The 9601-nt window shown below is 52.5% G+C and carries 9 protein-coding genes; 5 read left to right on the top strand and 4 right to left on the bottom strand.

Annotated elements, in window-relative coordinates; translation table 11 throughout:
* Positions 1 to 20: 20 nt before the first annotated feature.
* The 3 genes from ACNKIB_RS14075 (at position 21) to ACNKIB_RS14085 (ending at position 5132) form a co-directional block, all read left to right on the top strand.
* Entirely contained in the window at positions 21 to 3056 is a 3036-nt protein-coding gene (locus ACNKIB_RS14075) for a methyl-accepting chemotaxis protein (RefSeq protein ID WP_417911202.1), read from the top strand.
* A gap of 21 nt (positions 3057 to 3077) precedes the next feature.
* On the top strand, positions 3078 to 4265 hold the full coding sequence (locus ACNKIB_RS14080) for an ABC transporter substrate-binding protein (protein WP_417911203.1): 1188 nt from the start codon (positions 3078 to 3080) through the stop codon (positions 4263 to 4265).
* A 552-nt stretch (positions 4266 to 4817) separates the two neighbouring features.
* Complete coding sequence (locus tag ACNKIB_RS14085) at positions 4818 to 5132, top strand: two-CW domain-containing protein (RefSeq protein ID WP_417911204.1); 315 nt, start codon at positions 4818 to 4820, stop codon at positions 5130 to 5132.
* A 78-nt stretch (positions 5133 to 5210) separates the two neighbouring features.
* On the opposite strand, the gene ACNKIB_RS14090 is transcribed toward ACNKIB_RS14085, so the two are convergent.
* Positions 5211 to 5993 carry a hypothetical protein gene (locus tag ACNKIB_RS14090; protein ID WP_417911205.1) on the bottom strand — a complete coding sequence of 261 codons (783 nt, stop codon included), beginning with the start codon at positions 5991 to 5993 and terminating at the stop codon, positions 5211 to 5213.
* Between the two features lie 2 nt (positions 5994 to 5995).
* Positions 5996 to 6886, bottom strand: a complete 891-nt coding sequence (locus ACNKIB_RS14095; RefSeq protein WP_417911206.1) for a hypothetical protein — start codon at positions 6884 to 6886, stop codon at positions 5996 to 5998.
* 356 nt (positions 6887 to 7242) lie between these two features.
* On the opposite strand from ACNKIB_RS14095, the gene ACNKIB_RS14100 reads away from it, so the two are divergent.
* Entirely contained in the window at positions 7243 to 8280 is a 1038-nt protein-coding gene (locus tag ACNKIB_RS14100) for a glycoside hydrolase family 3 protein (RefSeq protein ID WP_417911207.1), read from the top strand.
* The gene (locus tag ACNKIB_RS14105) at positions 8274 to 8666 is read left to right on the top strand and encodes an NINE protein (RefSeq protein ID WP_417911208.1); all 393 of its coding nucleotides are present in this window, start codon (positions 8274 to 8276) and stop codon (positions 8664 to 8666) included. The genes ACNKIB_RS14100 and ACNKIB_RS14105 overlap by 7 nt, the downstream gene beginning before the upstream one ends.
* A 159-nt stretch (positions 8667 to 8825) precedes the next feature.
* On the opposite strand, the gene ACNKIB_RS14110 is transcribed toward ACNKIB_RS14105, so the two are convergent.
* On the bottom strand, positions 8826 to 9095 hold the full coding sequence (locus ACNKIB_RS14110; RefSeq protein WP_417911209.1) for a hypothetical protein: 270 nt from the start codon (positions 9093 to 9095) through the stop codon (positions 8826 to 8828).
* A 66-nt stretch (positions 9096 to 9161) separates the two neighbouring features.
* Positions 9162 to 9601, bottom strand: a 440-nt coding sequence (locus ACNKIB_RS14115; RefSeq protein ID WP_417911210.1) for a hypothetical protein, incomplete at its 5' end; no start/stop codon positions are given.

Raw genomic sequence — 9601 nt, forward strand, 5'->3', positions numbered from 1 at the left:
TTGTGTGAGAAGGAGAAAACATGGCAAATGCGTCAAAAGAAAAACCGGCGGAAAAAATTATCAGCCGCATAAAGGGGCTGAAGGCCGCAGATCTGAAAGGTCTGTTTACCGGGTGGCGGCGGAGCATCAAGAGCAAGCTGCTGGTCTGGCTGCTGCTGATTTCCCTGGTGCCACTGGCGATCATCGCCCTGTTCAGCTACCGGTATTCCGCTACCGCCCTCCAGCGGCAGTCCTTTGAAAACCTGGAATCCACCTTGGCCTTTCAGAAGCAGGCTCTTCAGCAATATTTCACCGAGCAGGAAAAAACGCTGCGGAACATCTCTGAGACCATGCACCTCCTCCAGCAGGAGACCTTCATCAAGCTGGCAGCGGTCAGGGATTTGCAGAAAAAGGAGATCACCTCCTATTTCAACATGCGCTTCCAGAACGCCCAGGCCTTTGGTAGCAACCCAGAGCAAAAGAAAATGTTTGCCGGGCTGGTCAAGGACGCTGCTGCTGGGCTGGACAGCGACTTTGCCACCTATCTGACCAACTGGCTGGCGCAGCGCGACTTTTTCTCCCTGATCCTCCTCAGTGCTGACGGCAAGGTGCTGTTCTCCACAGACACAGAGGTAGAGCGGGACGCAGCCGTACAGGAAAACACTCCAGAATGGCGCGCCTTGCAAAAAGGAATGCAGGAGACTTCGTTCATCGACTATGCCCGCTCGTCATTCAACGCGGAAAAGATTGTCTCCTACTTCTCTACCCCTTTCACCCTGGAAGGGCAGCTGGCTGGCGTGTTTCTCTTCCGGCTGAAAGATGAGGCCTTGGACGGCATTATCAAGAATACCCCTGGTCTGGGCGGCAACGGCGAGGCCTATATCGTTGGCGCAGACGGTATGTTCCGCTCCAACTCGGTCTATTTTGAAGAGCCGACTTTGGCGAACCCTGCCTTCGTTGTTGATACAGAGAGCGTGGTCTATGCTCTAGCTGGCGAGAGCGGCGAGCAAACCACGGTCAACTACCGTGGTGACTATGTGCTTTCCTCCTACACCTCGGTGAGTGTACATGGCACCACCTGGGTTCTCATCGTCGAATCTGACCAGTCTGACGCAATGGCCCCCAAGCGCCAGGCCGGGGAAAAGGAAACCGACCATCTCCGTGACCTGGCCGCGACCTACGGCTTTCCTGATCTTTATCTGCTCAACCCAGACGGCTACATCTTCTATTCAGCCACCGAAGGCAAGGATCATTTCACCAATATTCTGACAGGTCCTTACGCCAAATCCGGGTTTGCCGGAACTGTGCGCGGGGCTTTAGAGAAAAAAGTCCTGAAGGTGAGCGATTATAGCTTCTATGAGGCTATTGGCAACAAGCCTGCCGCCTTCATGACCATGCCGATCATGAATAACGAGGGCAATGTCATGATGCTTGTTGCCCTGCAAATTCCTGTCGACCAGATCAACGCGGTTATGAACATCCACAGCCAGTTTGAGCAGGGCAGTGGACATAAGCATGAAGGCCACGATGAGGGCATCCCGATCAATACCTACTTGGTCGGGCAGGACAAACTCTGGCGTTCCGAAGCAACAGATGCGAAAAAGTTTGGTGTCAACACCACGCTGCTCAAGGCCAAGGCTGACACTGAGGCCGTTAAGGATGCTCTGGCAGGCAATGCCGCTACCAAGATCGTGGTCAACAGCGCGAATGAAAAAGTGCTCTCCTCGTGGGCGCAGTTCAACTATAACAACAAAGATATCGTCTGGGCGATCATCAGTGAGGCGAATTACGACGAAGTGCATAAGCCTGTGACCAGCTTGCTGCGCATCATCGGCTTAACCGCCCTGATTGCTGCGGTATTGATCGTGGTGGTCAGTCTGCTGGTTGCCAGTGGCATCACCAGGCAGGTCGGTGCCATCGTGAAAGTCATGGCCAAAGTAGAGAAAGGCGACTATAGCGAGCAGGTACCCGTGACCAGTAAGGACGAGCTGGGCCGTCTGGCCTCGGACTTCAACACCATGACCGGCACCATTCAGAACCTGATCCAGACTCGCCAGGAAGAGCATGACAAACTGAATACCTCGATCATCCGACTCCTCGAAGAGATCACGGTTCTTGCGGATGGCGACCTGACAATCCGCGCCACAGTCACCGATGACGTAATCGGCACCCTCGCTGACTCGCTGAACTTGATGCTTGAAAACCTGGGCCGGGCCTTCCGCAGGATTAAAGACTCGGCTCTCCAGGTTGGTTCGACTGCCAACGTCCTCAGCTCCTCCACAGGCGAGCTGGCAGCGCAGAACGACAGCCAGTCCAAGATGCTCAACGCCGCAGTTGAGAAGATCATCCTCTTGACCGAGGAGATTAAAAAGGCAGCAGAGAAAGCAGATCAGTCTGCTGGCACCTCCAAAATCTCCAGCCATGTTGCTGAAGACGGTGCCGCAGCAGTACGAGAAACCAGCCAGTCGATGGAAGCCATTCGTGGCAACGTTCAGAACACTGCCCGGGCGATCAAGCGGCTTGGTGAAAGCTCGCAGGAGATCAGCGACTTTGCCCGCACCATTAACGAGATCTCTGACCGAACCTCAATCCTGGCCCTGAACGCCTCGATCCAGGCTGCGGCAGCTGGTGAGGAAGGCCGAGGCTTCGCGGTTGTTGCCGAGGAAATCCAGCGGCTCGCTGAACGGGCCGCCACCTCAACCCGCCAGATCGAAACCCTGATCCGCAACATTCTCGGCGAGATTACCGAGGCTGGCGTGAGTATGGACGCGAGTATCCAGGAGGTTGTCCAGGGTACCAAGCTGTCTCAAAACGCTCTGGCCAAGCTGGAAGAGATCACCGCCCACTCGAACGAGGTTGCCGAGTTGATTGAGGGCGTGGCTGCTGTGTCTAAAGAACAGGCCGAGACCACAGCCCAGCTGGCTGGCAAGATGAAAGAGCTTGGCGGCATCAGCTTGGAGACTGCGCAAGAGACTATGGGCGCGTCCATTTCGATGCGCGAGATGGCCGCAATGGGCGACGACATGCTCCACGCCATCGCCGTCTTCAAACTGGAAGGCGATAGCAAAAAGGCCTAAGCAACTGATAAGGAAATCACCATGAAACAGAAGCTGTCGATACTATTTTGGGCCTGCTGCCTGCTCTTGCCAAATCACGGTCTGGCTGAGGTCAAGCTGGGCCAGTCCTGCTCCCTGAGCGGCTCAACAGCCTTGCTCGGCGAGCAAATGGCCAAAGGGGCCAAGCTATATGTTGACAAGCGTGCTGCTGGAGAAATGAGCCTGACCGTCAAGGACGACGGCTACGAGCCGGTACGCAGCCAGTCGAATACCGAGGAGTTCATCAAAAACGGCACCCAGGTGCTGTTTGGGTATCTTGGCACGCCCACGGCCAAGGTTGCACTTCCTCTGGCCAACGAGAGCAAGACTCTCTTCTTTGGCGCAGGTACTGGCGCGGCCTTTCTTGCCGATCCAGTGGCGAATCCCTACTCCTATGTCCTCCGTCCAAGCTACGATGAGGAGATTGAGAACATGCTGCGCCACCTCAAAGAGGACCTGGGCGTGAAGCGGGTCAGTCTCTTTGTCCAGCGCGATGACTTTGGCTTGGCTGGCGTGAATGCAGCGGTAAAGGCCTTGGATAAGGTCAAAGGGATAGAGATCGTGCCGCCAGTGCCGCCCCTGCCTGGCGAGGATGCCAAGATAGAAGACTGGAATAACTTCTGGAACAATGTGCCGCATTATAAACGCAACACCTTGTCAGTGGGTGGCGGCGTGCGTCAGGTCAGAGGCAACGCGGTTGACGCAGTTATTTTGGTGGCCACGTCCAGACCTGCGGCCCTGGCCATCAATCAGTGGCACAAGATGAACTTTAAGGTGCCGATGCTCAACATCTCCTTTGTCGGTTCCATCTCTTTGGCGGACCGAATCAAGGAAGGCGGCAACGTCTATATCAGCCAAATCGTGCCTGATCCCTGGGATGCCTCGCTGCCCATTGTGAAGCAGTACCAGGAAGACATGGGCGAGCAGAAATACGACTTTATCAGCTTGGAGTCCTATCTTGCGGCCAGCGTGCTGCATCAAGCCATTAAGTCCGTCAAAGGTGAAGTCACCTCTGAGGCGATTAAGAGCGCGGTTGAAGGCCTGTCAAACTACGATGCAGGCGGTATCAAGATCTCTTTTGGGCCTAACGACCGCCGAGGCATGGATGAAGTCTATCTCACCAAGCTGGAGAAAGACGGCGATAACTATAAGTTCCTGTATGTGGACAAGCTGACCAAGCCGGGAAAATAATCCAGGCCCGGCGGCAAAAATTCTTTGTGCCGCCATAAGGTTGCCTCGGAGCCTTGCTTCCCTGCTGATCAGGTTGTCAGCAAAGGAATGCCGCGTTGGCTCCTGCAAAACCTGCTGACAGACGAGTGTCAGCAGGTTTCATTCGTTTGAATGCTCCTGATACACGAGTAAATGGAGCGTTTGCTCGTGTAAATACTCCTAACAAACGTGTGAATGCTGCATTTGCACATTGAAAAGCTCCTTGCGGATGTTTGTTAGCAGCATTTACATGTTTGAATGCTCCAGGTGAACGAGCAAATACTGCATCTAGACGTGTGAATGGAGGGTTTGCACGTACAAAAACTCCTCGCGGATGTTCGCCAACAGTATTTACATGTCTGAATGCTCCAAACAAACGAGTGAATGGAGTATTCACACGTGTAAATGCTACTTGCAAACGTGTGAAAGCTGCTTCCGCTGCTTGCGTAACGCCCGGCGGAAGAGCAAAGACTGGTGTTAACCGGCTAGGGCGTATCTATTTTTTGCTTAACGAAACCAAGACTGGAGGAAATAATGGGCAAGAAGAACTGCTGGGACGTTAAGAAATGCGGGCGGGAGGAAGGCGGGGTTAAGGCCTCTGAGTTCGGGGTTTGTCCGGCAGCAGCAGAGAAGCGGGCCGACGGCATACATGGCGGCAAGAACGGTGGCCGCTGTTGCTGGGTGATTGCCGGGACATTGTGCAAAGGTGCAGACGCGCAGGGATCGTATTTGCAGAAATTTTGCAGCGACTGCCACACCTGTGAGTTCTACAGCATCGTTAAAAAGGACGAAGAACCGCATTTCAAGATCGGCCTGACCATTATGAAGGAGATGAAAAGCCGGGGATGAGGGAGTGCAGATCAGCATAAGAAAAGGCCGGAAGCTGTGAAGCTCCCGGCCTTTGTATCTATCCTGAGTAAAACCGACTCATTTCTTGACAGCTTCCTGGGTATGGAAGGTTTCCAAGGCCTTAACCTCGCTCTCCAGCTTATCGGTTGAGGCCAGGACGATCACCGGCAGGGCGTTCTCCTGCACACCAAGATAGAATTCCTTGGCAACCGGCCAGAACTGATTGATGTTCTTGACGTTGGCCTGGACGTTTTCCGGGTAGCTGTAGGCATTGATCTTGGCTAGGCCCGTCTCGAAATCCTTTACCGCTTTTTCCAGCTGGACAACGTTGTTGTAGTCCTTGAAACCAGCTTTGTGGGCGATGTAGTATTTGTTGACCCGCTCCAGCAAGAACAGCAGCTGCTCGGTCTCGGTCAACATGGTCGCTTCTGCGCCTTTGCCCTTGTACTTGCCAGCCAAGTTGTTGGCCCCTTCGAGCAGGGATTCGCTGAAGTCGATCATCAGCGCGCCTGCTTCCTTGTTGTAGGGCTTGCTCAACATGCTATCCAGCTCGCCGTGCGTGTAGGCAAGGAATTTGCCGATATTCCTTTCTTCCTTGCTGTTGCCATCACTGCCCTCTTGGAGGGTAGCGATGCTGCTTTTCAGCTTGCTCAGGCTTTCCTTCAGATCTGCCTCGGCCTGATCAGGCCGGATGTCAAGCTGCTTGTAAAAATAGGCCTTGGCAATCTTTTGGCTGAAGATCTCCACATGTTTGGCTGTCTTCAGCATATCTAGCTGATCCACACTGGCCAAGGCACTCCCTGCTTGCAGGGCGCAGCAAGCTACTACTCCTGCCCAAACTGCTCTCCGTGTTGTTTTCATGATTATACATGCTCCTCCGTTACATGTAGGACTTCTGTGAGCTGCTCGTTTTCTTTGAATACCTTCTTCTCATCTGCTACAGGCGTAAAATATCCTGATACAGTCCCCTCAACCAGCTTCTTCTCTAAGGTCAGGATTTCTCGTAGCGCATCAAAGATCTTGCTGGCACTCTTTTCAGCCTGCATAGGCATGAAGCGACCGGACGTGCTTTTGGCCATCACGCCAAAGGCGATGAAATCATTCTCTGTTGCCTGTAGCTTGCCTTTGATTTCCTTGGAGACCAGCTTCTCATCCGCAGCCAGCAGCTCGTGATAGATCTTCTCGGTCTCATCAACCGTCTGGTTTACTTCTTCTTCATAGTTAGGATCAGCTACGCCCCAGGCCTTCATCAGATAGAGGGCGGCCAAACGCTGGGATTCCAAACCCAATTCCGCAATCAGCACCACGTCATGCTCGCCTTTGATGCCCGTATCCTTGGCCAAGTCTTCAGCAACCTGCTCACAGCGGGTCGTATAGGCCTCAACCTTCTTGCGCAGCTCGCTCATCTTGGCCTTGTCTGGGGCATTCAGGAATTCTGGTTTGATTGCATTCCAGGATTTCTCCACTTCAACCACTTCAGCCATCAGCTTCTCATCCAGCTTGTGGCTTTCAATATCCTTGAAGTACTTATCTACGGTTTTGATGTTCTCATCAATATCCTTCTTGGGATCATGATAGGTTACGCCCATGCCAATCAGGGCATAATCTTTGAGGATACGCTGAGAGTACATGCAGATGTCATCCAGCTCGTTGACATCCTGCGCCGAAGCATTCGCTGATACCTCTGAGCAGAATAGCGTCATCGCTGCGGTAAGTAGATAAAAGAAGCGTTTTGATTTAGGGTGCTGATTCATTTCTTTCTCCTCCTGAAAAAATTGTTTGGCAAAAAAACTCGCGGCTGCCGTTTCGTTGGTTTTGGAGACAGCTCTTGTGCCACTCTATGCGAGAAGTGTGCCAGTTTTTAAACATTTTACTAGAAAGAGAACTCTGTAGGATACATTTCTTCTCTACTAAATGAATTTGATTAGCACAAACAATTTTATTTAATATTGTCTTTGACAATGAGAACCTTTCTCGTTCCAGTTTTTCTGGGTAAAAGTTACTCACCTGAGAACCTCACTGAGTAACTTTTATCCAGGCTCTTTTCTGGCTAGCATTTGCTTCTCCTGCCAAAGTGCGTTATGGTACAGGCAGCAAGGGGGATAAATTGATGACATTGCCTATTGGCCAGATGTTCCTCGTCGGCTTTGAGGGCTGTAGCCTTGACCACAGCTCGTGGCTCACCGAGGCCCTGAAACAGGGCATTCCTGGTGGAGTGATCCTCTTTGACTGCAACATCGATGGCTCAGTCCAGAACTTCAGCTCACCTAGCCAGCTCTTGGAACTGACCCGCCAACTCCAGGAGCTTGCCCAAGATGTACTGCTCATTGCCGTTGATCAAGAAGGGGGCAAGGTATGTAGATTAAAGGAGCGGGCAGGCTTTCCCGCTACCCTGTCCGCAGAAGAGCTGGGTAAAAAGGATACAGGGGAGATACGCGCCTTAGCCGCAGAGATGGCCGCTACATTGTCGCAGTACGGCATCAACCTGAATCTCGCCCCTGTTGCCGATCTCAATCTCAACCCAGCTAATCCCATTATTGCCCGTTATGGCCGCAGCTTCAGTAGCTCTGCCCAGCAGGTTACGAGCCATTGTCTCGCCTTTATTCAAGCCCATCATCAGCACGGCATTGCCTGCTGTCTCAAACACTTTCCTGGGCATGGCAGTGCCAGCGGCGACACCCATCTCGGCTTTGTGGATATTACCCATGATTGGCAGGAAGAAGAGCTGGAGCCGTACCGCCTCTTGCTTAACGCGGGTTATGCCGATGCGGTGATGACCGCCCATGTCATGCACTACGGCTTAGACAGCACAGGCTTACCTGCGAGCCTTTCGCCGCCAATCAACAACCTATTGCGGCAGCAGCTCGGCTTCAAGGGGGTGATTATCACGGATGATTTGCAGATGAAGGCGATCAGCAACCGCTATGGCTATCGGCAGGCTGTGCAGCAAGCGGTACTTGCTGGGGCTGATCTACTGATTGTCGGCAACAACTTGGTGCGGAGTCCCAATGCACTGGCAGAAGGTATAGCAGCTATTCAGGAGCTACTGGAACAGGGTCTGATTGAGGAAGCACAGGTACAGGCTTCTTTAGGGCGCATCGCCACCCTGAAACAGAAACACCACCTCAAAGGAGAACAGACATGGTGAAAAGAGAAACGCATAGTGTGGCAATGGGCTACATTCTCTGGATTTTCGGCTTCCTTGGCGTGCATCGCTTCTACTATGGTAAGCCTATCTCTGGTACTATCTGGTTCTTTACTTTCGGCCTCTGCGGTATTGGTTGGCTGATTGATCTCTTCCTTATCCCTGGTATGGATAAAGAGGCTGATCTTCGTTTCACTCCGGGCAGCAAGGATTACAACGTGGCCTGGCTCTTGATGGTCTTCCTCGGACTCTTCGGTGCGCACCGCATGTACATGGGCAAATGGCTGACCGGCTTTCTCTATTTCTTCACTGGCGGCCTCTTTCTCTTGGGGTATCTGTACGATCTGTGGACGCTGAACGATCAGCTCACGGTTATCAATGCGGGGTGACTCGTAGGATGAGAAGGCTCCTTCCTGGGTTACGGGAAGGAGCCTTGCTGTTTTCAGACTAGCTTTGATATGGAGGTAGGTAAATGGAAATCAAGCAGGCACGGAAAGCAATAGGACCAAGGGTGACTTGCTTAACTTGCACCTTGGCCTAAGCCTCTTCTACAGCAGCACCTTATACATCGGAGACAGCACGGTGCCCGTATCAATCCCTGGATCAAGCGCGGCAGCTGCCTTGCCCAGATTGATACGTGTGATACCGTTTGCGCTGTCCGTAACAGGGTCTCCGTATTCAGTTAGATACTGCTTATTAAACTCCTCTGGTGTCAGATACCTGCCCAGCTTGTCTTTTGCCACGCTCTGGAGTACAGCAGCAGCCCTAGCAACATACGGCGCAGCAGCACTGAGGTGCCAGAGCTGCCAGCGTTGCAAGCTGGGCCAAGCAGACCAAGGAATGAAGCACTGTTAGAGTAGCAAGTTAACCCAAGTTACTACCTGTTATTGAATAAAATTCCACAGTTCCCCGGCATGAGTTATATTGACTGATGTCAAAGTCAGAACAAACCCATGCGGAGAGGAACTGTGGATATCGAGATCTCTGCATTTTACTGCGTCTGCGATGATTTGCTGAAGTCTTTGAATTATCAGGATCATTCTCAATGCCGGATGAGTACTGCGGAAGTCATGACAGCGGCGGCCTTTTTTGGCGGAGACCATGAGGGAAGCTGCAATTTTCTCAAGGAGTACCGATGCATTAGACCTCTTGCATAAGTCGAGCCTGCCGTGTACCTTGTGTAAATGAGATACGAAAGTGTGCAACGTTTGAGTGATGAGGATTTTAAGCGATCGACAGGTGTTGAGCGTTCGACCTTCGCCAGGATGCTTGAGGTTGTCGAACAAGGGCTGCGCAATTTTGGCAGACCGCCGAAATTGAGCCG

Source organism: Candidatus Electronema sp. PJ (assembly GCF_048287395.1).
GTDB lineage: Bacteria > Desulfobacterota > Desulfobulbia > Desulfobulbales > Desulfobulbaceae > Electronema.

Coding starts and splice junctions, on each gene's coding strand:
- ACNKIB_RS14090 (WP_417911205.1), bottom strand. CDS start 5,993: ATGAAAACAACACGGAGAGCAGTTTGGGCAGGAGTAGTAGCTTGCTGC.
- ACNKIB_RS14075 (WP_417911202.1), top strand. CDS start 21: ATGGCAAATGCGTCAAAAGAAAAACCGGCGGAAAAAATTATCAGCCGC.
- ACNKIB_RS14095 (WP_417911206.1), bottom strand. CDS start 6,886: ATGAATCAGCACCCTAAATCAAAACGCTTCTTTTATCTACTTACCGCA.
- ACNKIB_RS14085 (WP_417911204.1), top strand. CDS start 4,818: ATGGGCAAGAAGAACTGCTGGGACGTTAAGAAATGCGGGCGGGAGGAA.
- ACNKIB_RS14100 (WP_417911207.1), top strand. CDS start 7,243: ATGACATTGCCTATTGGCCAGATGTTCCTCGTCGGCTTTGAGGGCTGT.
- ACNKIB_RS14080 (WP_417911203.1), top strand. CDS start 3,078: ATGAAACAGAAGCTGTCGATACTATTTTGGGCCTGCTGCCTGCTCTTG.
- ACNKIB_RS14105 (WP_417911208.1), top strand. CDS start 8,274: ATGGTGAAAAGAGAAACGCATAGTGTGGCAATGGGCTACATTCTCTGG.